The organism is Floridaenema fluviatile BLCC-F154, assembly GCF_041929135.1.
Taxonomy (GTDB): domain Bacteria; phylum Cyanobacteriota; class Cyanobacteriia; order Cyanobacteriales; family Aerosakkonemataceae; genus Floridanema; species Floridanema fluviatile.
Genome location: NZ_JBHFNS010000069.1, coordinates 21548 through 47450, shown reverse-complemented (window position 1 = coordinate 47450; position 25903 = coordinate 21548). Strand labels below are relative to the sequence as shown.

The 25903-nt window shown below is 38.2% G+C and carries 27 protein-coding genes and 4 pseudogenes; 20 read left to right on the top strand and 11 right to left on the bottom strand.

Annotation, left to right across the window (positions count from 1 at the left end; translation table 11 throughout):
• The first annotated feature begins 22 nt into the window (after window positions 1-22).
• From ACE1B6_RS17785 to ACE1B6_RS17745, 9 genes and pseudogenes are all read left to right on the top strand, one after another.
• Entirely contained in the window at window positions 23-760 is a 738-nt protein-coding gene (locus tag ACE1B6_RS17785) for a class I SAM-dependent methyltransferase (RefSeq protein ID WP_413258592.1), read from the top strand.
• A gap of 68 nt (window positions 761-828) precedes the next feature.
• Window positions 829-1323, top strand: coding sequence for a DUF427 domain-containing protein (locus ACE1B6_RS17780; RefSeq protein WP_413258591.1), 495 nt, complete (start codon window positions 829-831; stop codon window positions 1321-1323).
• A gap of 200 nt (window positions 1324-1523) precedes the next feature.
• On the top strand, window positions 1524-3779 hold the full coding sequence (locus ACE1B6_RS17775) for a DUF1796 family putative cysteine peptidase (RefSeq protein WP_413258590.1): 2256 nt from the start codon (window positions 1524-1526) through the stop codon (window positions 3777-3779).
• Window positions 3780-3834: 55 nt separating this feature from the next.
• The gene (locus ACE1B6_RS17770; RefSeq protein ID WP_413258589.1) at window positions 3835-4413 is read left to right on the top strand and encodes a Uma2 family endonuclease; all 579 of its coding nucleotides are present in this window, start codon (window positions 3835-3837) and stop codon (window positions 4411-4413) included.
• A 105-nt stretch (window positions 4414-4518) separates the two neighbouring features.
• Window positions 4519-4701: a hypothetical protein gene (locus ACE1B6_RS17765; protein ID WP_413258588.1), complete on the top strand. Its 183-nt coding sequence runs from the start codon at window positions 4519-4521 to the stop codon at window positions 4699-4701.
• A gap of 50 nt (window positions 4702-4751) precedes the next feature.
• Window positions 4752-5120 carry a hypothetical protein gene (locus ACE1B6_RS17760; protein WP_413258587.1) on the top strand — a complete coding sequence of 123 codons (369 nt, stop codon included), beginning with the start codon at window positions 4752-4754 and terminating at the stop codon, window positions 5118-5120.
• Window positions 5060-5356, top strand: a pseudogene (locus ACE1B6_RS17755) (hypothetical protein); the annotation flags it as partial. The gene ACE1B6_RS17760 and the pseudogene ACE1B6_RS17755, both read left to right, overlap by 61 nt.
• A gap of 100 nt (window positions 5357-5456) precedes the next feature.
• A complete protein-coding gene (locus ACE1B6_RS17750; protein WP_413258586.1) occupies window positions 5457-6938 on the top strand; it encodes an acyl-CoA synthetase in 1482 nt (493 codons plus the stop codon).
• A gap of 95 nt (window positions 6939-7033) precedes the next feature.
• Window positions 7034-7747, top strand: a complete 714-nt coding sequence (locus ACE1B6_RS17745) for a rubrerythrin family protein (protein WP_413258585.1) — start codon at window positions 7034-7036, stop codon at window positions 7745-7747.
• Window positions 7748-7800: 53 nt separating this feature from the next.
• Here ACE1B6_RS17745 and ACE1B6_RS17740 read toward each other — a convergent pair whose 3' ends face one another.
• Entirely contained in the window at window positions 7801-9141 is a 1341-nt protein-coding gene (locus tag ACE1B6_RS17740; protein WP_413258584.1) for a YcjF family protein, read from the bottom strand.
• A gap of 155 nt (window positions 9142-9296) precedes the next feature.
• Here ACE1B6_RS17740 and ACE1B6_RS17735 point away from each other — a divergent pair, with 155 nt between their 5' ends.
• Window positions 9297-9668, top strand: a complete 372-nt coding sequence (locus ACE1B6_RS17735) for a Spx/MgsR family RNA polymerase-binding regulatory protein (protein ID WP_413258583.1) — start codon at window positions 9297-9299, stop codon at window positions 9666-9668.
• A 68-nt stretch (window positions 9669-9736) separates the two neighbouring features.
• Here ACE1B6_RS17735 and ACE1B6_RS17730 read toward each other — a convergent pair whose 3' ends face one another.
• From ACE1B6_RS17730 to ACE1B6_RS17715, 4 genes and pseudogenes are all read right to left on the bottom strand, one after another.
• Window positions 9737-9928, bottom strand: coding sequence for a hypothetical protein (locus tag ACE1B6_RS17730; RefSeq protein WP_413258582.1), 192 nt, complete (start codon window positions 9926-9928; stop codon window positions 9737-9739).
• A pseudogene (locus ACE1B6_RS17725) lies at window positions 9925-10083 on the bottom strand (DUF6932 family protein); the annotation flags it as partial. The gene ACE1B6_RS17730 and the pseudogene ACE1B6_RS17725, both read right to left, overlap by 4 nt.
• A gap of 4 nt (window positions 10084-10087) precedes the next feature.
• The gene (locus ACE1B6_RS17720) at window positions 10088-11635 is read right to left on the bottom strand and encodes a glycoside hydrolase family 1 protein (RefSeq protein WP_413258581.1); all 1548 of its coding nucleotides are present in this window, start codon (window positions 11633-11635) and stop codon (window positions 10088-10090) included.
• Window positions 11636-11639: 4 nt separating this feature from the next.
• Window positions 11640-12797 carry an MGDG synthase family glycosyltransferase gene (locus ACE1B6_RS17715; RefSeq protein WP_413258580.1) on the bottom strand — a complete coding sequence of 386 codons (1158 nt, stop codon included), beginning with the start codon at window positions 12795-12797 and terminating at the stop codon, window positions 11640-11642.
• A 280-nt stretch (window positions 12798-13077) separates the two neighbouring features.
• Here ACE1B6_RS17715 and kaiC point away from each other — a divergent pair, with 280 nt between their 5' ends.
• The gene (kaiC, locus tag ACE1B6_RS17710; protein ID WP_413258579.1) at window positions 13078-14790 is read left to right on the top strand and encodes a circadian clock protein KaiC; all 1713 of its coding nucleotides are present in this window, start codon (window positions 13078-13080) and stop codon (window positions 14788-14790) included.
• A gap of 126 nt (window positions 14791-14916) precedes the next feature.
• Complete coding sequence (locus tag ACE1B6_RS17705; RefSeq protein ID WP_413258578.1) at window positions 14917-15297, top strand: circadian clock KaiB family protein; 381 nt, start codon at window positions 14917-14919, stop codon at window positions 15295-15297.
• 21 nt (window positions 15298-15318) lie between these two features.
• Here ACE1B6_RS17705 and ACE1B6_RS17700 read toward each other — a convergent pair whose 3' ends face one another.
• Both ACE1B6_RS17700 and ACE1B6_RS17695 read right to left on the bottom strand, forming a co-directional pair.
• Window positions 15319-16083 carry a 5-formyltetrahydrofolate cyclo-ligase gene (locus ACE1B6_RS17700; protein WP_413258577.1) on the bottom strand — a complete coding sequence of 255 codons (765 nt, stop codon included), beginning with the start codon at window positions 16081-16083 and terminating at the stop codon, window positions 15319-15321.
• Window positions 16084-16087: 4 nt separating this feature from the next.
• Window positions 16088-17083 (bottom strand): glycosyltransferase, encoded by a 996-nt coding sequence (locus tag ACE1B6_RS17695; protein WP_413258576.1) that lies wholly within the window; start codon window positions 17081-17083, stop codon window positions 16088-16090.
• Between the two features lie 476 nt (window positions 17084-17559).
• Here ACE1B6_RS17695 and ACE1B6_RS17690 point away from each other — a divergent pair, with 476 nt between their 5' ends.
• The 6 genes and pseudogenes from ACE1B6_RS17690 to ACE1B6_RS17670 all read left to right on the top strand — a co-directional run bounded on the left by ACE1B6_RS17690 (window position 17560) and on the right by ACE1B6_RS17670 (window position 20538).
• Window positions 17560-18795, top strand: a complete 1236-nt coding sequence (locus ACE1B6_RS17690; RefSeq protein ID WP_413258575.1) for an LL-diaminopimelate aminotransferase — start codon at window positions 17560-17562, stop codon at window positions 18793-18795.
• A 169-nt stretch (window positions 18796-18964) separates the two neighbouring features.
• Window positions 18965-19462, top strand: coding sequence for a hypothetical protein (locus ACE1B6_RS17685; RefSeq protein ID WP_413258574.1), 498 nt, complete (start codon window positions 18965-18967; stop codon window positions 19460-19462).
• 46 nt (window positions 19463-19508) lie between these two features.
• Window positions 19509-19625: pseudogene (locus ACE1B6_RS30130) on the top strand (DUF2281 domain-containing protein); the annotation flags it as partial.
• 84 nt (window positions 19626-19709) lie between these two features.
• Window positions 19710-19892 (top strand): annotated as a pseudogene (locus ACE1B6_RS30125) (hypothetical protein); the annotation flags it as partial.
• 71 nt (window positions 19893-19963) lie between these two features.
• Window positions 19964-20200, top strand: coding sequence for a hypothetical protein (locus tag ACE1B6_RS17675; protein WP_413258572.1), 237 nt, complete (start codon window positions 19964-19966; stop codon window positions 20198-20200).
• Between the two features lie 14 nt (window positions 20201-20214).
• The gene (locus ACE1B6_RS17670; protein WP_413258627.1) at window positions 20215-20538 is read left to right on the top strand and encodes a type II toxin-antitoxin system PemK/MazF family toxin; all 324 of its coding nucleotides are present in this window, start codon (window positions 20215-20217) and stop codon (window positions 20536-20538) included.
• A 31-nt stretch (window positions 20539-20569) separates the two neighbouring features.
• On the opposite strand, the gene ACE1B6_RS17665 is transcribed toward ACE1B6_RS17670, so the two are convergent.
• From ACE1B6_RS17665 to ACE1B6_RS17655, 3 genes are all read right to left on the bottom strand, one after another.
• Window positions 20570-20794, bottom strand: coding sequence for a hypothetical protein (locus ACE1B6_RS17665; protein ID WP_413258571.1), 225 nt, complete (start codon window positions 20792-20794; stop codon window positions 20570-20572).
• 43 nt (window positions 20795-20837) lie between these two features.
• On the bottom strand, window positions 20838-21617 hold the full coding sequence (locus tag ACE1B6_RS17660) for a Uma2 family endonuclease (RefSeq protein WP_413258570.1): 780 nt from the start codon (window positions 21615-21617) through the stop codon (window positions 20838-20840).
• 209 nt (window positions 21618-21826) lie between these two features.
• Window positions 21827-23137, bottom strand: a complete 1311-nt coding sequence (locus ACE1B6_RS17655; RefSeq protein WP_413258569.1) for an NAD(P)/FAD-dependent oxidoreductase — start codon at window positions 23135-23137, stop codon at window positions 21827-21829.
• Window positions 23138-23450: 313 nt separating this feature from the next.
• Between ACE1B6_RS17655 and ACE1B6_RS17650 the strand changes: the two genes are divergently transcribed.
• Entirely contained in the window at window positions 23451-24059 is a 609-nt protein-coding gene (locus tag ACE1B6_RS17650) for a class I SAM-dependent methyltransferase (RefSeq protein WP_413258568.1), read from the top strand.
• Between the two features lie 78 nt (window positions 24060-24137).
• Window positions 24138-24530 carry a group I truncated hemoglobin gene (locus ACE1B6_RS17645; RefSeq protein ID WP_413258567.1) on the top strand — a complete coding sequence of 131 codons (393 nt, stop codon included), beginning with the start codon at window positions 24138-24140 and terminating at the stop codon, window positions 24528-24530.
• A 7-nt stretch (window positions 24531-24537) separates the two neighbouring features.
• On the opposite strand, the gene ACE1B6_RS17640 is transcribed toward ACE1B6_RS17645, so the two are convergent.
• Window positions 24538-25773, bottom strand: coding sequence for a DUF4336 domain-containing protein (locus tag ACE1B6_RS17640; protein ID WP_413258566.1), 1236 nt, complete (start codon window positions 25771-25773; stop codon window positions 24538-24540).
• Between the last annotated feature and the right edge of the window lie 130 nt (window positions 25774-25903).

Here is a 25903-nt window from a genome sequence, read left to right as displayed (position 1 = left end):
AACAAAAAGGTATAAAAACAGAGTGACACCACCAATTCCATCATTTTTAAGTAGCTTTTGGCAAGATGCTTTTAATTTAAAGCAGCATCTCCAGGAATTTTTACATTTGGATGTAAAAACATTAGAAAGTAAATTAGCAGCTAGTCAAAAACAGATGGCTGAGTTAGGTCACAAAGATTTTGATTGGCAACAAGCTACAGCTTTCTATCAAGACCGGGTGAAGGATGCTTATTTGTTTGAACTAGGAGCTTGGCATTTAACGAGTCATGATTATATTGGTAATACATTACTATTAATTGCTAAATATGCCCAAGGTAGGGTATTAGATTTTGGTGGAGGAATTGGTACTCATGCGATCGGCGCAGCACTTTGTCCTGATGTAAAAGAGGTGGTATTTTGCGATATTAATCCGATCAATCGTGATTTTGTAAAGTATCGAGCTAAACAACTGGGGTTAGAAAACAAAATTATCTTATGTGAAGAAATGCCCAATACAGAAAGTTTTGACACAATAGTTTGTTTTGATGTGCTGGAACATTTACCAGACCCAATACAACAGTTACTCAAGTTTCATCAAGCTTTGACTGATGAAGGAAAGATAATTCTTAATTGGTATTTCTTCAAAGGGTTTAATCAGGAATTTCCTTTTCACCATGACGATAAACAACTGATAGAAAGATTTTTTCAGACTTTACAAACTAAATTTTTAGAAATTTTTCATCCTTACCTAATTACATCTCGTTGTTATCGCAAGTGGTAACATTAGCAGATGTTATACAGTGCGATCGACCAATAGCCCAACCTCATTAAATCAGGAAATCATTCACCATGAGACCCAATCCAATACCACCAAAACCCGGTCAAGAATCAGTTTGGGATTACCCTCGTCCGGCAATCTTAGAAGATACCAATAAACATCTGAAGGTAATTTGTAATGGCATTATTTTAGCCGAAACCAGCAAAGGCAAAAGAGTCTTAGAAACAAGCCATCCTCCTACCTACTACTTCCCTCCAGAAGATATTAAACTAGAACACCTGATTGCCACATCTACAAAAGGTTTGTGTGAATGGAAAGGGTACTGGAAATATTACGATGTTAGCATTGGTGATAAGTATATAAATCATGCTGTTTGGCGAGTTTTTCAGCCTACCCCTGATTTTGAGTCAATTCAAGAATACTATGGATTTAATGCTAATTTAATGGATGCTTGCTATGTCAATGATGAGTTAGTTACGCCCCAAGCAGGTGATTTTTATGGCGGATGGATTACTGCTGATATTGTTGGGCCTTTTAAAGGTGGCCCCGGTACATGGGGTTGGTAATTTCCAGATCCCTGACTTCTTCAAGAAGTCGGGGATCTAATTGTTTTGGTGTGCTGCAAGACAGAAATCGATCGCTAATTGTGATAACCTTAAATCAACTTTGTAAACTCTTCTATTTAAATAGATATGTAGTTTGCATTTTCGTTTTGATTATTTAAAATTGTCTGGCATAGTATTTTTAAGCATTAGAAGAGAAATGTATGTATCGATTTCAAGTAAGGGCACAAACACAAAGGGGAGAATTTATTGCACTTGTCGGTTCGACTCCTGAGTTAGGAATGTGGGACATAAATAGGTGCGTACCTCTAAATACTAGTAGCGAAAGTTATCCATTATGGTGGACGGAAATTAAAATCGATATTCCTTCATCCTTAGAGTCACCCAATGAGCAAAATATTCAATATAAGTATGTGCGAATTAGCGCAAATGGTAATGTGCAATGGGAAGCTTGGGGAAATAATCGTTGGATACCGATTGAATCCAATCTACCACCAGCCACAATTATTGTAGAAGATGGCTGGTTCGGTTGGGTGCAACCTTTTCCCTACGGATATTTTCAGGAACCGATTGCCGAAAACCCAGCCGTTAAAGGAAAGAAAGGTCTAAAAATCGCTGTTATTGGCAGTTCTGTAGCTTTAGGTTGTAATTCCTGGTTGTTGCGGGGTTGGGCTTGGCATTTGTCCCAAGCATTACAGGAAAAATACGGTCACATTCTGGTAAATGTATCAGAAGTTGGTGCTAATGTCAGCACAACCATTGATAGATTTCCTTTGGTAGTTGCACCAGAACAACCGGATATCGTGATTATTGCCCTTTCTTTAGGTAACGAAGGGTTAGCTTATTGTGCGCCTCACCAAAGACGGGTGGTACAGCGCCGTTTTGAAAGAGGATTGCAGCAACTTGTAAAAATGACCAAGGAATTGGGTGCAATGCCGATTTTAGCGGGATTATACCCGAATGGGGATTACTATTCCGAGCATAATTGGCTGTTGCGAGATACGCACAATCGAATGCTAGGTTGGGGTGTACCCGTGTTAAATTGGTTGGATGCGATCGATGATGGGGCGGGGCGTTGGAAAGCTGGGATTTCTTCTGATGTGGCTCATCCTAATAGTTTAGGGCATCGATTGATGTTTGAGGCGATCGATCTCCCCATATTCGACATCGATAAAAACAAATTAACTCAACTAAAACAACGCTCTAATCAAAAGCAGGAATTACCAATTTATCGAGATAATTTAGGTTTCCATCTGTTTGCTTGTCCAGAAGAGAAGAGTTTGCGAATTATTAATACTTCAAAACATAGTTATGCGATCGCAACTTCCTGGGAAGAACTACAAGCGCATATTCAAAGTAAAGCCGAACTAATTCCGGGAATTTATATTAGCAAAAAGGTAGAAAAAGGGATAGTTCCTTACTTTTGGGTGCGGGAGGATGGGGCGATCGAAACTAGCATCAATATTCCCCCTGGTGCTGATGTAGAGTATAGCGCCGCTTTCCATTTATTTGCCCCAAAAGTCTCCCAAGTCTTACATTACGACGGACTTTTAGGAATATTAAAAGAAAGCGATACTACTCTTCGAGTAATCAACGAATCAGACCATGAATATAACATCCACCCAATGTGGAAAGAAGTACGCAGCGCCTTAAAAGAAATGCCAGAAGGTGTTTATGAAGATTTATTTGAACCAGATTTACCGTTTCGGACAATGATGATTGGTAAAGATGGATTAGAAAATCGAGTGAAAGTACCAGCTAAATCATCAGTAATTTTTGAATACAAGAGTAAATTAACAGATATTAGCCGAGTAGCGATTCTGCCATTAGGCGATCGATGCGCTGCTAGAATGTTATTGTACAAAATGGAATATGACGGGCCAGCATTTCCCTTTGATTTAACAAGAAGTACCAACCTTGGTGATGTAGCAGACATGATTGAAAATGGATTCTCTGATATGTGGAATCCTCAGTTTTTACATTACAATCATGAAGAAAGGAGAATCTATCACGGCAAATGGTCGGGTTTATCTTTCGCCCATGAAGTTGAAGAAACAGACGATCCATTAAATGATATGTCTCCCGTTTATGAACGGATGCGAGTGCGTTATTCTGCCCGTTCTCAACGCTTTTGGTATACGCTTAAAAAATGTGACGAAGCATTGTTTGTTCGCACAGGGATTACCGATCGCGGTTACGTGCTAGATTTGGTGGATAAATTGACCGCAAAATGTCAAGAAAAACCGTTCCGAGTTTTGCTAATTTCTCCGCAATCTTCCGATGAATTTGGCGGAATACCTCATGTATTGCATTATAATTTGGAGTTCAATCCCGATAAAATGTATGATGATTTGGGATATTGGAAGTATTGTACAGATGTCATGCGAGAAATTATTGAATCCTTGGGAGTGACTAGTAAAAACTTGTTTTGGTGCCCGCCAAATCCGCCGAAAGATTAGTTGAAAAAGTGAGAGGTTTGCAGCAGAAGGAATTTCAAAATTAGTTCTCAAAAATATGTACACTTTTACCCTAAACCTAAACGGTATCGCCGAATTAACAGACGAACAATTCTTTCAACTTTGCCAGCGCCACGAACTAATTAGATTTGAACGTAATGCTGATAGAAGCATTGTAATTAGACCACTTTTAGGCGGCATAAACAGCAACCGCAATGCCAATTTAACTTATCAATTAGGAATGTGGAATCGTAACGAAACTTTGGGAGTTGCCTTTGCTTCTTCCGCAGGTTTCACTCTACCAAATGGTGCTGTTCGTTCTCCTAATGCTTCTTGGTTAAAGCGGGAAAAATGGGATGCTTTAACACCGGAACAAAAGGAGAGTTTTACTCCTGTTTGCCCTGATTTCGTAGTTGAATTTATCACGTCAGATGATTGCTTAAAAAGATTACGCGCTAAAATGCAAGAGTATCGAGAAAATGGTACTAGATTAGGTTGGTTAATTGATTTAGAGACTGGAAAAGTTGAAATTTATCGCCTAAATCAAGAAGTAGAAATTTTAGAAAATCCGGCGACTCTTTCTGGTGAAGATGTGTTACCTGGTTTTGTTTTGGATCTGAATTCAATTTTGTCTTAATTTTAGGTTGTGGCGATCGCATAGTTTGTAGCACCTATCACTACGCTAAAATAGAAACGTTAGTAGCTTTTTGCACACCTTATGAATTAATGGGAGACTATGGAAATGTTGACCAATGAAATTTTAGAGGAAATTCATAAATTTCGGGAAGATTATGCTAAATCATTTAATTATGATGTAGCTGCTATGTTTGCAGACTGGCGCAAAAGAGAAGCTGAAAGTGGTAGGAAGTCAGTAACCTTACCTCCGAAGAAAAAGCCTAATAAACCAGTGCATCCAAGCGTTTAACTATTAAAAACATTATATTTGTTGCTGATGGCCTTAAACCAGGATTGGTTTTGTCTGATGCACTGGATAACACCATAGAAATTGTTAGCAATGCTGATAAATGCCTGGTGTATGACTTACCTATTTTACAAAGAGGTTTATTGTGGACAGATATAGTGAAATGGTGGGCAAGTCAACATAATTTACCATTTCCTGAAGAGAAGACTGAAGAAAATCTATTTGTTAGGCTAAAGAAATCACTTGCTCCTGATTCTCCAGGGGAAATTTTATTATTTGAAACGTATTTTAGCCATTTCCGAGAAAAGTTAGGAGAAGCTTTACCAGCTTTAGTTCCTCAAGTCTATCTACACTACGACCCAAAAACTTTGAAGGAGTTAAAGGAAAAAAACGGCTACCAAGACAAAGAATGGATTTTCTAATACTATTCTCAAATAGTGAACGAGTTGTTATTGAAGTAGATGGAAAGCATCATTACGCAGACGGCAATCAAGCTAGTCCTCAAAAATATTCAGAGATGGTTGCTCAGGATAGAAAGTTAAGGTTACAAGAATACGAAGTTTATCGCTTTGGCGGGTTTGAGTTGAATGAAAAAACTGGTAAAGACTTGACTACAAGTTTTTTTGAAAAACTTTTTATCAAGCATGGAGTTATCTAGTCCAACAAGTCTACAATTGTAAACAAGCAAGTCTGACAAGTATGAAAATTTGCCTCACAATGTTATTCTTTATGTTACCAGAATAAACTGACTAACTAACGTGAATCTCCCATTGATCGATCGCGCCCACCAAAACCCAACCAAAACCGCAATTGTCGCCACTGAAGGAACCTTTACTTATCAGGATTTGCTCGAAATTTCGGCTAAAGTTGCGACTAAACTTTTGGATAATATAACAGATTTACAAGAACAGCGAGTGGCTTTTCTCATACCTTCGGGATTTCAATATGTCGCTACCCAATGGGGGATTTGGCGTGCTGGAGGAATCGCTGTACCTTTGTGTGTTTCGCATCCCAAACCTGAGTTAGATTATGTAATTGCTGATTCGGGTGCATCAATTATTATTGCACATCCGAGTTTTGAAAATCTATTGCGTCCTATAGCTGAAGAGAAAAATATTAGATTTATTTTAACTTCGGAAACTCTGCCCGAACAAGTTAGTTTGTTGCCAAAAATTGAGCTTACTAGACGAGCTTTAATCCTTTATACTAGCGGGACAACTGGAAAACCCAAGGGTGTTGTTACTACACATAAAAATATTGAAGCGCAAGTAACAAGTTTAATTTCTGCTTGGGGATGGACAAAGGACGATCGCATTTTGCACGTCTTACCTTTACATCACATTCATGGCATTATTAACGTGCTTACTTGTGCTTTGTGGAGTGGCGCAGAATGTCATATTTTACCTAAGTTTGATGCGGAGATTGTTTGCGATCGCATTAGTCAAGGTGACTTAACTTTGTTTATGGCTGTACCGACGATTTATGTTAAGTTAATTGCAGCTTGGGAAGGGAGTAATGGCGATCGACAAAAAAGAATTTCTGAGGGTTGTGCTAAAATGCGATTAATGGTTTCCGGCTCGGCAGCTTTACCCGTTCAAGTATTAGAAAAATGGCAAAATATTAGCGGTCATTTTCTCTTAGAACGCTACGGAATGACCGAAATTGGTATGGCTTTATCTAACGCTTTGCAGGGGGAAAGATTTGCCGGATATGTGGGTAAACCTTTGCCGCAAGTGGAAGTTAGATTAGTAGATGAAAATGGGGAATTAGTAAGTTCGGGAACTCCGGGAGAAATTCAAGTTAGAGGCGCAACTGTTTTTCTGGAATATTGGCAAAAACCAGAAGCTACTGTTAAAGCTTTTTGTGATGGTTGGTTTTGTACGGGGGATTTTGCGGTAGTAGAAAACGATAATTATCGGATTTTGGGAAGGATGAGTGTTGATATTATTAAAACTGGCGGTTATAAAGTTTCGGCTTTGGAAATTGAGGAAATTTTACGCACTCATTCAGATATTTTAGATTGTGCTGTTGTGGGAGTGGAGGATGCTGAATGGGGTGAGCGAGTTTGTGCGGCTTTGATATTAAAATCGGGGAGCGATCTAAGTTTAGAAACTCTCCGAAGTTGGGCGAAAGAACGATTGGCTACTTATAAAGTTCCTAGTAAAATTTTGGTGGTTGAAGAGTTACCTCGGAATGCGATGGGGAAAGTTACTAAGCCTAGCGTGGCGAAGTTGTTTTAGAAAATATAAAAAAGGTACGTTACGCTGGCGCTAACGCACCCTACGGATTTAAGATAAAGTTGACGAACAGCCTCTTGGATTTTGAGGAGACACGGATGGATCTTTCACAGTCGAACACTGCTAAAAATTTGGAAGCTGCTTTTGGTGGCGAGTCAATGGCAAATCGCAAGTATTTGTTTTTTGCGGAAGTGACTCGAAAATTGGGGATGAGTGAACTTTCAAAGTTATTCAAAGAAACAGCTAATCAAGAGACGGAACACGCTTTTGCACATTTTCGTTTGTTGCATCCTGAGTTAATTGTGGACGATCCGGCTAAACTGAGTGAAGAGGAGAAAAAGGCGATCGCTGCTCGTTGTTTAGAACTCGCTATTGAGGGCGAAACTTACGAATACACTACCATGTATCCCGGCTTTGCTGCTGAAGCAAAAGCTGATAAAGATAGTGATGCAGTCGCCGAATTTGACGCACAGACAGCGGAATCTAAAGAACACGCTACTATGTTTCACACCGCAGCCAAAAATTTTGGTTTGTTAACGCACATTGAGCAACATCACGCGCAACAATATACCGAAGCTTTGGGTGCTTTGGATGGGAAAGCTGCTGTTCCCAAAGCTGCAAGTGAAGATCCTGCTATGCAAAAATGGATTTGTCGCCAATGTTCGATGATTTACGATCCTACTGTAGGCGATCCTGATTCGGGAATTGCTCCGGGAACTCCTTTTGCTGAGATTCCAGAAGATTGGTATTGTCCAATTTGTGGGGCGAAAAAGAGTCTGTTTATCGTTTATCAAGAAGCGATCGCTGCTTAAAAAATAATCCAATGTAGAGATGTTATATATAACGTCTCTACATTTAATTATGATTAACTATTTATTCCTTTAAATCTTTCTTTTGCTGCTTTAAAAGATTCTTTCATGACGTTTTGAATTTTCTTAGGATCGGGTTTTTTTCCGCCTATTAAATCCCCGAAATAAACACAAGCAGCTTCGCCTAAAGCCCAAGTATAAGCAGCTGCCCAAGATGCAGCAATAACGCTACCAAAAATGGGGATAAATTTAACTAATTCTCTGCCGATCGCTTGAGCTAAAAATCCACCTGCGATCGCACTGACAATCCCACCTGCTTGGGATGGCGTGATAGTTTGTCCATACAAATTTCCTAATAAAGTTATCATGGAAACTTGCAAAGCAGTTAATACAGGCATAGTTGCAAAAGGCAAAGGTACAGCGGCTAAAGTAGCAGCCATAATCGAAAAAGCCATTATATAACGTCGCCCGACATCTCGATAAAGATTACCTAATTTTCTGCCAGTTTCTTCTTGATCTAATAATTGATAAATCGCGTTAGCTTCGGCTTCTGGGAGTAAATCTGCTAAGGCATCTCTTAACGCTTCTAAACCATAAAATACGGGAGTATAACCATCTTCTTCTAGGGTGAAGTCGATTTGGATTGCGCGATCGTACAAACCAGAAAAAGCATTTTTTAAAGCCGTAAATGTGCGATTAACTTCCTCAAAATCAGGCGGATAATTTGGGTGATTATCAACACCAGGCGGGTAAACTTCATGCAAACAAGTTACCGCCAACAAACAGGGAATATCGGGATACTTTTTCCGCAATTCTTCAGCGATTTGGCGTAAAGTATCAGTAGCAAAATCATTACTTTTAACAGTCAGGATTAAGATTTTTGCCCGATTTGTTTTTTGTAAATCTCCAACCAATTCATCAATAATAGCCTGTGTATTCTGATTAACATCTCCTAGACCTACCGTATCAGTAAAAATCAGCAACGGCAAATCATCAGAAGGATAAACATAACGTTTAGTATTTTGCGTATGAGGACGAAAACCTTGACCAACAATTTCCGCAGAAACGCCTGTTAGTCCGCGAACAATTGAACTTTTTCCTGCTTGCGGTTTCCCAATTAACAATGCTTCAGTTGTGGGTAATTCTGCCTGAACAGTTGCCAGAATTTCTGCTACTTGAGACTCGCTGACACTAAATAATTCTACAATCTTTTGCGCCACTGGCTCAACAGGTAGGAGTTTTTTAAACTCATTCAAGCTATTACCAGTATTATTCCAAACCTCAGCAATACGACTTTGCCAAGATTCATCAACTGACTTTTTAGTAAGATCGTCAGTTGTTTGATTCAACTCCGAAGAATCATCGGAAGGTAAATTAGTGTTATGTGGTTCTGCCATTGGTATCAAAACCGTGATTTAGTTATCGACTCCATTTTGTCTCAAAATCAAGGATTGAGATTATTAAGTTTAGGAGTTACACTTTATAATTCTAGATGATTAAATAAAAATCTCAATTTCGGTAAACTCTCCCCAAATTTTCGGTAATCAACACTATGACGATTCAAGTTTACGGCATTCCTAACTGTGGCACTTGCAAGAAAGCACTACAATGGTTGTCTGATAATAATATTAAATATGATTTCATCAATACTAAAGAAAACCCTCCCTCTCGTGAGGTAATTGAAACTTGGGTAAAAACGCTGGGTTCTAAACCAATGCGAAACACTTCTGGACAATCTTACCGCGCTTTGGGGGAAGTAAAACAAGGTTGGACGGATGAACAATGGATAGATGCTTTTGCTAAAGATGCAATGTTACTTAAAAGACCATTATTTGTTAAAAATGGCACAGCAGTATTAGTTGGTTTTCGAGAAAAACCGGAAATCATTAAACAAAAGCTAGAGATTGGGATGGGCGGGTTTTGATTTGAATTTTATTCCTGGGTATTCCAAACTTTTGGCTAAACCCGCCCCTACACATTTGGATCAATCATTTATAAACAAATATACTTTCGTGATTTTTGTAGGGGCGGGTTTAGCAGATAACATTTCCATCTCACAAACAATCTTTCAACAAAACCCGCCCTGATTAGGTTAAGAACATCTTTATCCATCAATGCTATAGATTTTTTAAACTTATCTATCCATTCTTGAGTAACTTGATACTCTAATTCGGCTTTAATCATGGTTCCCACCTTATTAAATCTATAGCTATGATACCTTTCTTATTTCCGCGTCTGTCAGTTTGAAAAAAATCAAAAGAATTAATTCCGTAATCACCTACAGGTTGGTTACATGGGAAGATTTCGCCTTTATACTTAGCTTTTTGTCCATTTCTGTCATTTTTAGCTTATCACTTTCTTTGTTTCTTGAATTAATTGTGCGTAAGTTTCCGAAGGTCGATCGCCTAAATGGTCTTCAATTATGCGATCGCTATTCTTAGCAAAATCAATACTAAAAAGTCCAAACCTGGGAGTATAAGAACCCCATTCATAATTATCAGTTAATGACCAGTGCATATAACCAATTACAGGCACTTTTTCATTTAATAATTTTTTGATTTGCTGAATATGTGCTTTCAAAAAATCGCTGCGTTTGATTTGATCCCGACGATAACTAGAAATACTATTGTCAGGTTTGCGGCGTAATGCCATGCCATTTTCGGCAATCATTATCGGATAACCTAATGTTTCAGTATAATATTTGCAGAAAAAGTGTAATCCTTCTGGTAACGATCGCCAATCCCACCATTTACTAGTAATTCCACTCATTAACCAACCGCGAAAATCTTTGGTTTCAAATTCAAAATCGGAAAAATCTGGTAGTCGAAAAATGTGCGCCAAAAAGGGATCGTAATAGTCAATAGCTAGGTAGTCGAAGATTTGCGATCGCGCCGATTTTCCCAACTCTTCCAGATAAACATCCAAATTTTTTGGATCAAAAATTCGATAGCCTAATTTATTAGATACCTGATGAACTAATTTCCCTAAAAAATAGGGTAAGTTGCGACGAAAAGGCAATTTTGCGCGTTTTAGTGCAGCATCAAGTTCTTTAGCATTATTAATAATGTATTCAGGTAATTCTTGAGGTTTAATTCCTATTTTTTGATGATTTAGTAAATCCCAAATTACCTTTTCCGACCAATACAAATCGCTACAATAAGTATTAAGTGTAACTTGCGGCGTTGTCCAACCTTCAGCCGCATAAATGTCATGAATCACGTTGTAAGCCCGCACATGAGCCGCTAAAATGTGATTGTAACCTTTCATCATTGACCCAATTCCCTTAGCGGAACCTGCGGGAAATTGACCGCTTAAATAGGTGTTAGACAGCAAAATATTCGGCTCATTAATGGTAATATACCAGTTAATTGGCGGCAATTGATAGTAATCAGTTAAGCGGCGATTTATGTGAGTAATTGTAACTCGAACATATTCAACAAAGCAGTCAATTGTATCTTTGGATAACCAAGCATCTAAACCTAACCATGCTGGATGGGTAAAATGATGTAAGGTAACAATTGGTTCTAATTTATGTTGATAACAAGCAGCAATTATTGCCGTATAATTATCTAAAGCTGCGGTGTCAAATTCAGGCGCAGTGGCAGTTTCTGGACTAGTCGAAGGTTGAATTCTTGCCCATTCTAAGCCTAAGCGGAAAGAATTTAAACCTAATCTTTGGCAGGTTTTAAAATCTTCTTCGTAGCGATGCCAAAATTCCGTAGCATCTTTTGTTGGCATTACTTTGCCTTGCTTTTCCCAAAATGTCCAATTATTTTGGGGTTGGGAAAAACCATTGTAACCGCCTTCGCTTTGATAACCGGATGTGGCAACTCCCCAGAGGAAAGCTGCATTTTGCTGATTTTTTGTGGGGATATTTAGAGAAGTTGCCATAGTTTTAAATCTTGCTAGGTTGTAACATTTTGGTACGCGATCGCCAATCTGATAAAATATGTTGAGCTATCTTTAAAGCTGCATCAGGTTTACCTATTTCCAATGCAGATTGGCGCATTTGATTTAGCCTTTCTGGGTGATTTAAAAGATATGTAACTGCTGGGGCAACCATTTCTAATAGTCGTAATTGTACTCCGGCACCTGCGGCAGCAATTACATCAGCATTTTGTTCTTCTTGACCGGGAATTGGATCGACAATAATTGTTGGTGTTCCCCTTGCCAAAATTTCGCTAGTAATCAGTCCCCCGGCTTTGGTAATAATTAGATCGCTAGCTACAATTAAGTCATCTACATAATCAATTGTGCCTAATTTACTTAATCTTACATGAGTGCTATCGGTTAAGTCGGTTAAGGTTTCTAGTAAGTCTTCATTTCTACCAGCTACTACTACAATCATAGCGGAAGTCAGAGTTTCCAACAAAGAGGAAACGATCGCATAAACTCGGCGACTATTCAACCCCCCACCAAATAAAGTAACTATCGATAAATCTTGGGGTAAATGACGGCGCGATCGGACTTCTGATTTAGATTTTGGCTGACTAATTTCTAGTTTAACCGGAATTCCGGTAACATGAAGAATTGCTGGATCTAAACCTCTTTGTTTCAGAATATTGGCGCTCAAATCGTTCGGTAAAAAATAGCCATCTACGCCATAATTTAACCAGGTGCTATGAGCAATTAAATCAGTCACAACGACATATTGTGGTTTGCTTACTTTGTCTTCCGGTTCTAATAATTGTAACAGTCGGCTGGGAATTTGTTGCACGCAGACGATCGCATCTGGCGCAGTTTCTCTGATTAATCTTCCCAAACGCCTAAAAAATGGAAGTTCTAACTTCGCCCACACTAAGTTACTATCCAAAGACCTTTCCAAATCAGAAATATCGCTTCCTTCATATAGAGCTTTGTAAAGTTGCGGTACTTTTTCGCTAGAATTTTTGTAAGCTTGAATAACAGCATTGCGATAAACTAAACTAGCATAAGCTAAAGCATCTTCACTCAGCACTTCTATCCCTGGAAAGCAAGAGAAAGCCTGACTTAAAGCCTTAGCAGCACTAATATGCCCCATTCCTAGAGAAGCATACAAAATCATCACTCGCATTGTTAAGTATCCTCACCAAATTAACTTTGTTATGCTTGTGTAGTTTATAACATATTGACCAAGCTAAAGACTGATTATGGTAAAAAGTAAAGAGTTAAAAGACCTGTCTTTATAAAATCTGGTGATTCAAACAAAACTAAACCAGGTGATTCGTGATTACAAAATATTAAATACCTGAGACCGCTAATTAACACCACAATTTGAATATAAATTGGTATAAATTAGAAAGAACACATAAATTTCGTTCTTTAAATTTCATAGAGTCAAACTTTCGGTTAATATGCTACTAGACAGTGAAACTACTAAATCAGACAATAATCAACTACCTAAATCTCCCACAGGAATTCAGGGATTAGATGAGATTACAGGCGGTGGTTTACCCCAAGGAAGACCAACCCTGGTATGCGGAACAGCGGGGAGTGGTAAGACATTAATTGGGGTTAATTTTTTGGTTTGTGGTGCGATTTCTTACTCAGAACCGGGCGTATTCGTCTCTTTTGAAGAAACACCGGAAGAACTGATCCAAAATGTCCGTTCTTTGGGTTGGGATTTAAAGCAGCTAATAGCTGAGAAAAAGTTTTTAATCGATCACATTCATATCGATCCTTATGAAATAGAAGAGACTGGAGATTATAACCTCGAAGCTTTATTTATTAGATTAGGGCAAATAATTGATAAAATTGGAGCCAAAAGAATTGTCTTAGATACCATTGAAACATTATTTGTTGGTTTGTCCAATGCGACGATCGTCAGATCCGAATTACAAAGATTATTTCGCTGGTTAAAAAGCAAAGGTGTGACAGCAATAATTACAGGAGAAAAAGGAGAAAATACTCTCACCAGACATGGTTTAGAAGAATACGTTGCTGATTGTGTAATTCGTTTAGATCAACGCATCCAAAATGAAATTTCGACTCGACGTTTACAAATAGTTAAATATCGTGGTTCTAGTCACGGTACTAACGAATATCCCTTTTTAATTAACGAAAAAGGAATTTCCGTCTTACCTATTACCTCAGTAGGATTAGACCATGAAATTTCTACCGAACGGATCAGTACAGGCATACCTCGCCTCGATACAATGTTAGGAGGTCAAGGATATTTTCGAGGTAGTAGCATTTTAATAACAGGTACAGCGGGAACGGGAAAAAGTACAATTTCTGCTCATTTTGCTCAAGCAACCTGTCTTCGCGGTGAACGTTGTCTTTACTTAGCTTTTGAAGAAGCACCCCAACAAATTCTCCGCAATATGCTATCAGTGGGACTAGATTTACGTCCCTTTGTCGAGAAAGGTTTGCTCAAGTTTCAAGCAGTACGACCTACGGCTTTTGGGTTGGAAATGCACTTGATCCAAATTCATAATTTAATTAATGAATTGCAGCCAACTGTGGTGATTGTCGATCCAATGAGTAATTTAGTTTTAGGCGGTAATTTACTTCAGTCTAAATCATTTTTCATGCGATTGATTGATTCTTTAAAGAGTCAAGAGATTACGGTAATGTTAACTAATTTAGTGACGGGTAGTAGTTCTTTAGAACATACAGAAATTGGTATTTCATCTTTAATGGATACATGGTTAGAACTGCGAGTTAATGAAAGCAGTGGAGAACGTAACCGAGTTTTATATGTGTTAAAATCTCGCGGAATGGAACATTCTAATCAGCTACGGGAATTCGTGCTTACAAGTCAAGGTATAGAGTTAAAAGATGTTTATTTAGGACAGGGAACTGTGCTAACTGGTACGGCGCGAAATGTGCAAGAAGCGAAGGAAAAAGCTGCTAGCTTAGTTCGTCAGCAAGAATTTGAACGGAAACGGCGCGAATTAGAAAAAAAACAAGCTTTAGTGCGATCGCAAATCGAAGCTTTACAAACTCAATTAGAAACCGAACAAGAAGAGTTTCAGTTAATGATTGAACAAGAACAGTTGTATCAAGATATTTCTCTCCAAGAGCAAAGAAAAGTTGCGAATTGGCGACAAGCGGATGTAGATTAGTGAGATTTTCAAATGGAAGGGGTATACTAACTAAGAAGATGCAAATTAGGGCTTTTTATTGATGGAAAAATCTAGCAGAGTTAGCGAAAAATTGTAGCACTTTAAAACTCAACTTAGGTATAACTTATGGAAAGAGAAGATGTTAAAAACTTAGCGAAAATATTTAATAAACCTGTGGTAAAACAAATAACTGATGAGCGTTACTGTTTTCGTTTGTACGTTGCTGGAACTACACCTAATTCTGCTAGAGCTTTAAGAAACTTGCAAAGAATTGCTGAAAAGTATTTTCCCGATAACTATGAATTAGAAGTAATAGATGTTTACGAACAACCAGAAACGCTTTTATCAGAAAATATAGTGGCGATTCCTACTCTGATTAAAGCATCGCCCTTACCTGTAAAAAGGTTAGTCGGTGATTTGTCAAATACCAAAAAAGTTCTGGCTTCTTTAGGTATTTCTTTAAAGAATAAAGAAGTTCACTATAAAAAATTGCATAAAGATTGGTAAACTAAAATCCCTGTTGTATATTTAATCGATAAATTGGTCTTTTAACTTCCTTAAAATTGGTATTTTCTGATATTGCTCAGGACGAATATTATCCCAATTTAATCCGGTAGGACGAGGAAAATCAGCATTAATTTCGATTACTTCAAAAGGCGTAACAATCCAGTTAAGCGACCAATCATGAGCTTGCATTGGTAAGCGGGAATCTGCGACAATTTGTAATGGATGTGTTGTAGTTGCGATCGGAGTATTGGACTCAATTAATCCAAAAGTTTTTAACATCGCCAATTCCAAATCTGCAAAACCTGCACCTTTTCCAGTGCGTCCGCCATTGCGCGTGACAGCGACACAACCTACCATTACTAAATCAATTGGTTGCATTTCTGTAAAGCTGACTAATCGACCAAATTTTAGTGCTTGGCGTGCGATCGCACCTTCCCCCAATTCTACATTATTCTGACGCAAAATTTCCGCCGTCAACTCCACAAAACAGCGAGTATTTGTTAACTTGGGAACCGCCATATACAAGCGTTTTCCATCTTTCAAAGCTTGCAATCTTACCGGAACTTGAGGAGAATCAGGATTACATTTAATAGTTTTTGCATCTCGCCAAATGGGTAACTCCGTCAGCTTTTCCGCCGCCTTTTCCGCACCCACAAAATTAGGAATATGACCAAAAGGATCGCGAATTGCAGCTTTTTCCTCTTTCAGTAAAGACCAAATTTCACTTCTTAACCGATCCTTTTCTAAATTGTAGCCACTCCACCCAGTCTTAACCTTATCACTCATTGGTTTAACCCTTTACCTTTTTTAATATTTTCTTCAGCAATGTTTGCGTTTTTAGCCGAAACATTCGCATTTTCGTTAGATCTTGAATCTCAGTGGAAAAATCCCGCTTTTGGTCGAAAAATTGATTGACTTCCCCCAAAATAACCTGTAATCTCTTAATAATATTCTCGGTTCTATATTCAGTAATAAACTGTTCTGACCATGTAATATTTGCCGAATTTTGGACTACATTTAAAATTCGTTTTATATCATATTCCTTTGAGTAACCAGCAATTTTATGACAATTAAAACCCGGATCTAAATAATCTGAAAGTCCACCATTTACGCTAGAAAAAACCTGACAACCGCAAGCAAGTGCTTCCATTGGTTGTAAACCAAAACCCTCACTTACTCCCTGTTGCGCCCAGTATTCCGCAGAGTCATATAAATAAACTTGCGATCGATTAAAAACCCCTGGCAAATCTGACACATAAGAATCAATCACTTCGACTTTGCAATATTTTTTCAAATCTGGAATTAACTCTTTAATTAAATAAGTAGAAGACTTTCTCGCTTGCACTAAAACATCAATATCCCGTGATAAACTTAAATTAGTAAATTCATCAGAAATTTGATTAGGTAAATAGTAAATTAGTGAATGAGGAGATTGTTGACCCCAATATCCTAGAGTATTCCTACTAACAGTAATAATGGGAATACTTGCCGGAAGCTTAAAGCCGTAACCTGCACTATGAGCATGATAAATTAAGTTATTACCTTTCAATTTAGTAACAAGTTTCGGAACATCAAAACCCCAACTAATTACGAAAATAGCCCGATCTAAATTCGGATATTTTAAAACATCATCAATAAAAAGTTGATCTTGTTCCCTTTGGCGATAAGTAACAATATTAGCATCACATATTTGTTGGGCTAACTTCACAGTTTTCAATTCTGCCCAAAGTCCACCGCAAGCAAATTTGCCTTGAGTTCCCGGTAATAAAAAGTAAAGTTTTCGCATCACATCACCTCAATTAACTATTTTAATTTGTAGGGTGCGTCAGAATCAGAAAATTATTGTGATTTACCAAAATCGTGGTGTCTGAGGCACCCTACGGAATATAGCTAGCAACTTGCGTTATTATTACTTAAAGCATTAATTAAAAACAATATGGATCGGGACTTGTTAGCTTTTTGTGGTGGAGTTTGCTTGCTAATACTTTATCTAATTTTTTCAGCGATGACAGAAATGGGGACAAAATTACCCTGGAAAAAATAAGAAACCCCACTTTTGAGGGTGGGGAAACACAGCATAGTTTTTTGGGAGACACAGGCGGAAAGCTTGTATCGCCACTTAACTATATTCTCGCAAAATTGCAACTTTTGCTACTTCATCCATGAGATTCACCCGATCGGGTAATATCGACAAAGAATCAACCAGGTAAATAGATACTTATTTAGCAGTAAGCTATTTTAGGGCGTTTTTTGCAATTTAACATGGCAACCATCAACGACAACTACTTGAAGCTGAAAGCTGGATATCTATTTCCCGAAATTGCGCGAAGAGTCAATGCTTTTGCTGAAGCTAATCCTGATGCTAAAATTATTCGCTTAGGTATTGGTGACGTTACTGAACCTTTGCCAGAAGCTTGCCGCACAGCTATGATTAAAGCTGTGGAAGAAATGGGCGATCGCAACACATTTAAAGGATATGGCCCCGAACAAGGTTATGCTTGGTTAAGAGAGAAAATTGCTGCTAACGACTTCCAAGCGAGAGGATGCGAAGTAGACGCTTCCGAAATCTTCATTTCTGACGGTTCAAAGTGCGATACAGGCAACATTCTCGACATTTTTGGCGATAACAATATTATTGCAGTAACCGACCCAGTTTATCCCGTTTATGTAGATACTAACGTAATGGCGGGACACACGGGCGAGGCAAGTGAAAAAGGCGAATTTGCAGGTTTAATTTATTTGCCAATCACCGCCGAAAATAACTTTACCGCTTCTCTTCCTACGGAAAAAGCCGATCTAATTTATCTCTGTTTTCCTAATAATCCCACAGGTGCAGTTGCGACAAAAGAACATTTAAAAGCTTGGGTTGATTATGCCAAAGCAAACAATGCAATTATTTTCTATGATGCAGCTTACGAGGCATTTATTACTGAGTCAAATATACCCCATTCTATTTATGAAATAGAGGGGGCGCGGGATTGTGCGATCGAATTTCGTTCTTTCTCCAAAACCGCCGGATTTACCGGAACTCGTTGTGCATTCACAGTAGTACCAAAAACCTTAACCGCCAAAGCTGCCGACGGTTCCGATGTAGAATTATGGAAATTGTGGAATCGTCGCCAATCAACTAAATTCAATGGCGTTTCTTACATCGTACAAAAAGGCGCAGAAGCAGTTTATTCCGAAGCAGGCAAAGCACAAGTTAAAGCATTAGTCAGTTTTTATTTGGAAAATGCTCGGATTATCCGCGAACAATTAACATCAGCAGGAATCGCAGTTTATGGCGGAGTAAATGCCCCTTACGTTTGGCTAAAAACCCCAAATAATTTATCGAGTTGGGATTTCTTTGATAAACTGTTACAAAATTGCAATGTTGTAGGAACTCCCGGTTCTGGTTTTGGCGCAGCAGGTGAAGGTTACTTCCGCATTTCTGCATTTAATAGTCGGGAAAATGTGGAAGAAGCGATGAAGCGAATTACCGAAAAGTTTAAGGTGTAAGATGAAATTTGGGTGGGCTTTGCTCACCCTGAATAAATAGTTAAATTTAATCATTAAATTTTGAAAGTAAGTTAATATTTGTCAAGACTGCATTTAAAAGCTTTATTTTGCTTTCTGAGCTTTTGGTAGTAAAAAATTTAGTTATAAGCTATGGGAGAACAGTACCTATATGGATCAAGGTATTGCAGCATTGTTGGGAGTTATAATTGGCTCTATCCTTACATCACTATCCTCCATTTTTCGGTCAAGAATGATAGGATCGCGATTTCTTGCTGCTTTGGAAGTGGAGATCCAGGAAGCCAAAGATAGCATTCATCAAAAGATGCGTTGGGTTTCTAGAGACGCAAGTTGTATGAAGGGACAAATAGATGCACGGTTACTAGTAGAGTACAATGGTAAAGTTCTTCTCCTCGGCGAAGAAGAGGATTTTGTTATTTCGTTGCCATTTTGGGATGCTAATATCCGAGAGATTGTAGAGATAATTCCTACTAAGCAGTTCAAAAGAATTTGTAACGAAGTAATTTTGATAAGGAAATTTGCTTTAAAGTTCCGTGACATAAAAATGGCTTTTAAAATTGTAATGGGAGATCCAGCATGGATGGCTAGAGAATGTTATATTGACCTACTCAACATTCACAATCAACTTATTCCTAACCAAAGCCTATAGTTCATAGGTTTTGTTTTAATTAAGACGACTAAAAGAGGCAATTCTTATGACTATTCGTGATAGTGCGATCGCCAAATTACAACAACTTCCCGAACCACTCTTACAGGAAGTGAGCGATTTTATCGATTTTATTACCCAAAAACATCTTGCCAAAACTGCTGAAAGCCAGAGTAAAGAAAAGCTTGTCGAAGCATGGTTAAAATGGTTTGAAAGTGTCGATCAATTAGAAGTAACAACCGCAGAACCAAGCAATAAACAACTACGACCATTTGGTTTGTGTGCAGGTGAGTTTACAGTTCCAGATGACTTTGATGCTCCTAATTCTAAAGAGAATGATTGGTGGTTAAAAGTTGCAGGCAGCTTTGAAAACGATTCTACTTTTGATGAAGCGATTCGTCTTGGACAAGAATGGCGCAAATCTGCTGAGTAGGGACTTAGCTCTTGCAGTTTTGGTATAACAGAAGTATAACTAAAAGTGTAGTCGATTACAGTCAAAACCAAATGAAAACTGCTATTTCGCTACCAGATTCAGTTTTTCAAGAAGCAGAAGCACTGGCTAAAAAGTTAGGCTTATCACGCAGCGAACTTTATACCAAGGCGTTGCAAGCATATTTGCAAAAATATAATCGTAATCAGCTTTTGAATAAGCTAAACAAAGTCTATTCTGAAGAGTCTTCTGAGCTAGATCCCCTATTAGCAAAAATGCAATTTATCTCTCTACAGCGAGAGGATTGGTAATGTATCGTGGGTAAATTTGGTGGGCAAATTTACCCGATCCAGTAGGTTCGGAGCCTGGTTATCGTCGTCCTGTTTTAATCGTTCAAGATGACACATTTAATCAGAGTCGCATCAGTACAGTAATCGTCGTTATTATTACCTCAAATACTCAGTTAGCAGAAGCACCAGGAAATGTATTTTTGTCCTGTGAAACATCAGGTTTGCCTAAAGATTCTGTTGCTAATGTCTCTCAAATTTTGACGATCGATAAAACTTTTTTGGTTGAGCGTGTTGGAACAATACCTGGCTATTTACAAGAGGAAATAGACGAAGGGCTAAGAACAATCTTGTACTTATAGCCCAGTACAAAAAAAACTCCCCAGTCCCTAATCACTGCGAATCAAGAAATTCTCGATACAAAGATTGCAGCAAATTATCTAATTTTTCTTCAGGACAACACTCAATTAACATTTCAAAAGCTTCAAATAATTTGGCGGCGCTATCTCCCAACAGAGGGCTTAATCCCCAAACATCTTGTACCCAATCTTGAGGACTTGTTTCTTCAAAAATCATTCTTTCTAAAAGTTGCTTTGCTTCTGTTTTGGAAATAGACATCTGTTTTAAATCTAGTGTGTTTTATATATGGGATGCGATCGCTCTAATCTAAATCAGGTTCAACACCCAGCGATCGCAATTGGGCAATTAATCTCTCTGTTTTCTGCCTTTCTTGTTCAGCTTTTTGCCTTTCTTGTTCGGCTTTTTGTCTTTCCTCTTCTGCGGGAATTAACATCCAATTACCATTTCGATCGTACCAACGTAACCAAAGTCTTTGGACATTTTGATATTTACCTTCCCAAACTCCTAACCCTAATTCTAAGCCGGGAATCCAAAAACGGGAATTAGATAAAGTTGTTTCATGCAAAGTTTCGACATAGCGATCGCCTGTCAATTGAAACATCCTAAACTCAGACTTATAGCGATCGAATATGGCGTAATAGGGTACTCTTAAAATCTTTTCGTAAACTTCCCATTTACTAGGCGGTTTTTCCGCATCTCGCAATGTTTGACCTAAATCTTCTTTTTCCGTTCCTGGTGATAGTAACTCAACAACAATATAAGGATTAATAGCTTCTTGCCAAACTACATAACTTAAACGCAAATCTCGATTTTCATAAAGATAAGGAACACCCACAACTGCAAACCAATCCGGGCGTTTATGCCACAGTGGATAACGAGAATCATAATAAAGATTCAGATCGCTAGCTGTAAATATTTCCTCGATCGGATAAAGAGGCGGACGGAATGTTTCTGTTAACAATTGTGGTTGAAATAAATGAAATTGATCTGGCAAACCTGCTTCCTCTGGGTCTTCGCTAGGAAGATCGTACATTGTCGGTAATGTTTCTTTCGCAGGGAGTGGCGGTTCTGTTTGATACATTATCCACTATCCTAAAGATCATACTTTTCAAGTTAAGTAAGTTTATTATATTGTATATATGACAATTTTTGTTAAGCTCTCCGGCTAATTTAAATTTTATATTTAAACATCTGTGGATTCTGTCGTCAGTCGATCAAGGAAGGGAAAGATGCCTATTCCATAAAAAGCTGTGAAATAAACATCTTGCCTCTACTAAAACTTATCCTTTCCTATTTCTTATATTGCCACTGCATGAACTTGATCAAATCTCCTTCAAACTTCTCTCCTTTCAACATCCGATGCCAATAAACCCAAGGTAAAATGTGTTTTTTCATTATCCACATAACCCAGCGTTCTTTAATCGGATTTAAGGGAAAACTGGACATTGGCGTAGATGTATAACCAGAAAACTCTGCCATTACTAACCTGTTGTAACCAGTAATTAACGGACAACAAGTATAACCATCGTAGTGGTTTTGCAAAGGTTGAGAAGACATTAATGCTAACAAATTTGCCACTAAAACTGGTGCTTGTTTGCGAACAGCAGCAGCAGTTTTAGAAGTTGGTAAAGAAGAAGAATCACCTATAGCAAATACATTTGGATATCGGTTATGCTGTAAGGTGTCTTTATTCACATCTACCCAACCGAAACGATTATTGGGAACTGCTAAGGGACTTCCTTTGATAAAGTCGGGCGCACTTTGCGGTGGCGCAACGTGAATCATGTCATATTTCAAGGTGATTTCTTCTACCGTTTCGTCATTCTTGGTGAGGTCAAAAACCGCTTCTTTGCTGTCAGCTTTGATTTCTTTTAAGTCACAGCGAAACTTAACTTTTATGTTCCGTTCGGCGACTACTCGATCTAAAATATCTGAGTATTCTTCGACTGTAAACATTTTAGTTAAACTTGTACAAAACATGACATTAGTTCGATCGCGCACTCCCAATTCACGGAACTTATCATCCGCCATGTACATGACTTTTTGTGGCGCTCCTCCACATTTAATCGGTGTGTTAGGATAGGTAAATATAGCGTTTCCACCTTGAAAGTTTTGAATAAGTTCCCAAGTATAAGGTGCATAAATAGGCGAGTAATTGCTGGTAACGCCATTTTTCCCGATCGCCTCTTTCAAACCTTTAATTAAATGCCAGTTAATTTGAATTCCCGCAGCAACAATTAAGTAATCGTATTCAATTTCTAAACCTTCTTTGGTTAAAACTAAGTTGTTTTCCGGGTCTAATTTAACGGCATAATCTTTAATCCAAGTTACACCTTCGGGAATTAAATCTTGTTCATCTCTCACGGTTTCTTCGACTTGGAAAACGCCGCCTCCTACCATTGTCCAGCCAGGTTGGTAATAATGTTTTTCCGCTGGTTCAATAATGGCAAGATCGAGGGAATCATTTTGAGCTAATAACAGCGAGGTGCAGGTAATCCCTGCTGCACCACCACCAATAATTACTATTTGATGATGAATTTTTTTTGATATTTGGCTCTCAGAAGCATTAATTTCCGATTGTTTTTCAGGTGATTTAACCATTCTATTTTGTCCCAAAAACTTTTTGCTAGGTTTGTATGATTAGCAAGATATATCAGCATATAACTAAGTGGGGACAATAGTAAATTTTGTTAAATATACTTAACTTAATTCTTAATAAAAAAATTAAGTAAATATACTTAAATAAATTCTGTTGGGTGCGTCAGAAGCTTAAAATTAGTATGATTCCTTAAATTGAGTAATTTTTAACTGAATAATAGTAGAAATTCTCTAGAAATTCCCGATATCAGCACTAAGATGATCGGTAAGTTTACTGAACTTGCAAAATTCAGTTGTTGCGCTCTAATGGTAAGTTATGCAAGAATTACGTACTTTGCCTAACTGGGAAAAGTTTTATCAAGAAAAGCAAGTGGAAAAAATGGGTTGGTTTAGCCCAGAATTGGATTCAGATTTGCAGAAGGCGTTAATTAGGTTGAATTGGCACGCTGGGACGGTTTTAGATTTAGGAACTGGACCCGGTACGCAGGCGATCGCATTAGCAAAACTAGGTTTTCAAGTTACTGCTACTGATATTTCTCCTACCGCAATTGAGAAAGCGAAGAAAAGCAAAAAAGCACAGCAATTAAATATCATCTGGAAGCAGGATGATATTCTTAATCATCAACTGAAGACAGAATTTGATTGGATATTCGATCGCGGTTGTTTCCATGTTTTTCATCCTTACCAAAGGGAAACTTATGTGCAAGCGATCGCTACTTTACTGAAACCAAATGGTTGCTTATTCCTGAAATGCTTCAGTGCTAAAAGAACTATAAATGATGGCCCTTATCAATTTCAGCCAGAAGAAATTGCTGAGATTTTCCGCAACAAGTTCCGCTTAATTTCTCTGGAAGAAACTGTCTATCAAGGAACAGTTGAACCCTTTCCCCCAGCTTTATTTTGCATTCTGCAAAAACTAGATTAAATGATTCTTAGGAAAGATAAAATTTCTTCATCCTACTGATAAAATTCAGGCAGAATCTTCAATAAAGGAAAAGTCATTATGACCAATGTAAGTGAAGGAAATGGTGAACAGAAAGCACCAAGTTTGTATGAACAAGTAGGAGGAGAATCAGCAGTTAGAGAAATAGTTGATGACTTTTACAACCGTGTTTTAGCAGACGATACTGTTAATCAGTTTTTCGCGCATACAGATATGGAAAAGCAACGGAGTCACCAAACTGCTTTTATTTCTTTTGCGCTTGGTGGGCCGAAAGAATATACAGGTCGATCGATGGAAAAAGCGCACGCTGGTTTAAATTTACAGCCAGAACATTTTGATGCGATCGCCAAACATTTAGGCGAAGCAATGGCTAATCATGGAGTTTCTTCGGATGGGATTAACCAAGCACTTGGTAAAGTTGCTACTTTGAAATCAGCTGTTTTGTACAAGTAAAATCAGCCTAAATTTTTTCCTTTGACCGTGGCACAATGCCAAGTTTGCCTAAAGTTTCATCGAGTTCTCTAAGTAGTTGAAAATCCTCTTCTGGCAGAGGTTTAGTAGCACCAATTAAATCGTCATTAATAGCAGGATCTTTCTCCAAAAAGCTGAACGCTTGACGAAATTGCTGTGGAGTTGCGGGAATCGGTGCATCAAAATGACAAGGAATAATCTGCTGAAAATTCCATTGTGTAACTTGATTTGCCCAATTAATTGTTTCTTGTGGTGCGCGATTCAAAATCAAAGCTTGCAGAATTGGTGCTACTAATAAATGCCCATCTCTTCGCAGTGCGTTAAATGACTGTTGCCAACCGTTTTTCCATTTGAAGGGGTAGATCCCAAAATAGGCTTTTTTCGAGCGATCGCCAACTTGAAAAGAACTCCGAAATGCTTGTCCTAATTTCACTGTTTCCATTGCGCTAGGACGAAAATAAAACGCAAATAATGAGATGCGTTGCCAACCTTTGAGACGGTTAGCTTCGTTGTCCTCAACAATAGAAAAAGCATCATCTTTGGCGTGAAAAAGTAAGGGATAAGGTTCTATTTCGACAATTTCCGGGGGAGTTTCGGGAACGGAAACTACCGAATCGGTTACTAGGAGAGTTTGCGATCGCTTGTGGAAAAAAGCCACCTCACCAAATGAACCTAAACCTAATCCAATTGGCCCTAAAATTCGATAATCAAATTCATCAGCAAAGGGAGTTTTACTGCTATCTTCTGGAAGTAATTGAGTGCGTTTTGGCGGAAAACCTAACCAACTCAAAGGTAAAGAAAGGGGAAAACTCCATTGACCTGGGGCTATAAAAACTTGGGCTTGAGGAAAACGTCGTGCAAAAGGGCCGACAAAAACTTTATGTTCTAAACCGGAAACAGTGGGCAAAATTATATATTTTACTTCGCCATATTTTGCCACCAATTCTTTAACTAATCGAATACATTCTAAAGTTGGGGCGACTGGTGCATAGATTAACAAACCTCCGGTTTCTAATCTGACAACAGTCATTCTAATCGGTACGGTAACATATAAAATACCTTGTAGTTGATCGAAAGTCCAGATACTATCGGGAACCACTTCTTTACGAATAGTTCGTCTTTTGCTGTATGGATAAAGTGGTACAAGGGGCCAAAAAGCCCAGGAAATATCTTTAGGATTGATGTTTAGATTAATTGCTTGTCCCTGTATTTCTTGTCCTTTCATTTTAGTTTTGTCTGCTCTACAATCGATGCAAGTTAATTTCTTAAATACAATTTTTAGTTTGTCTGCTGTGTCTGACACTACTATTTTACGCCTGTTGTAGAGACGTTGTATAGAACGTCTCTACAATTGT